This window comes from Dubosiella newyorkensis, from assembly GCF_001945605.1.
Taxonomy (GTDB): Bacteria; Bacillota_I; Bacilli_A; order Erysipelotrichales; family Erysipelotrichaceae; genus Dubosiella; species Dubosiella newyorkensis.
Genome location: NZ_MPKA01000002.1, coordinates 1 through 917, shown reverse-complemented (window position 1 = coordinate 917; position 917 = coordinate 1). Strand labels below are relative to the sequence as shown.

The 917-nt window shown below is 43.1% G+C and carries 3 protein-coding genes; all 3 read right to left on the bottom strand.

Translation table 11 applies throughout. The features are described from left to right. Positions 1-320 (bottom strand): IS3 family transposase (locus BO225_RS00025; protein WP_143356700.1); only part of this gene is annotated, 320 nt, incomplete at its 3' end. Positions 321-400: 80 nt separating this feature from the next. Next, on the bottom strand, positions 401-688 hold the full coding sequence (locus BO225_RS00020) for a transposase (protein ID WP_076340275.1): 288 nt from the start codon (positions 686-688) through the stop codon (positions 401-403). Further along, a partial coding sequence (locus BO225_RS00015; protein ID WP_143356699.1) for an IS66 family transposase zinc-finger binding domain-containing protein occupies positions 649-917 on the bottom strand: 269 nt, incomplete at its 5' end. The genes BO225_RS00015 and BO225_RS00020, both read right to left, overlap by 40 nt.

Sequence of the window (917 nt, the reverse complement as noted above, 5' to 3'; positions counted from 1 at the left end):
CTGTCGGGATCTTTTGGATTGAATTGTCTTTTCAGAAGATTGTGAAGTTTTCGATCATTCCCTTTAGATATGGTCGTTTTTATCTTGTGTTTCAGATATTTCGGTTTGATATGGGCTTCTTTCATGATCGAATAGACATACTTCTGGCATCCTTGTATCCCTTTCTTGTGCAGGATCTCTGCGATCTTGGGCGAGCCATACAGCTGGTGCGAATCGTTGTAGATCTTGACGATTGCTTTTTTTGTTTCTTCCCGTCGGACTTTTGTCTTGGATGGTTTGGATCTTAAATACTTGTAGTAGCCGGAAGGGCTCTTCTCCAATATAGCCAGTATACCCGCTATCGATGCTTTGGGATGTTTCTCTTTGTATTCCTGGACCGATCGATAGAGGAGACGAGCCGTTACTTGCCGAGTATACTGATTGCTTTTTTTAATACATTGAGTGCGTCCTGGGTATCTCTGAGCTGCTTTTTAAGATGGGCGATCTCTTTGGCTTCATCGCTGGCATAGTTGCCGGATCCTCTTACGACGACTTGATCGCCGTGATTTTTATAGCTTTTTACCCATCCTCCAATTGTTGTGTCATGGACTCCGAATTGTTTGGCGATCTGCGTGTAGGGAAGATCAGGATGATCGAGTACATACTGAATCACCTGTTCTTTAAATTCTCTGTCATAATGTTTTGCCATTTTTCATTCCTCCTCATTCTGGAATTCAAATTGTTCTTCTTATGACATTCTACCACTTGAATTTTCAGAGGTTTAAGGGATGCACCATTAATACTAAATCCAACGTCTTCTCCATCCTGCCTGCAGGAGGGACAGACGTACGTTTCGGTATAGATCTCTTCGATACGGATCTTCGGCTCTTCTATGATCACCCGCGTCCTCACCTTTTCTTCGCCGATCTTCTCCATCT

Excerpts from the sequence above, each read along its gene's own strand:
- BO225_RS00020 (WP_076340275.1), bottom strand. The coding sequence starts at position 688 with ATGGCAAAACATTATGACAGAGAATTTAAAGAACAGGTGATTCAGTAT.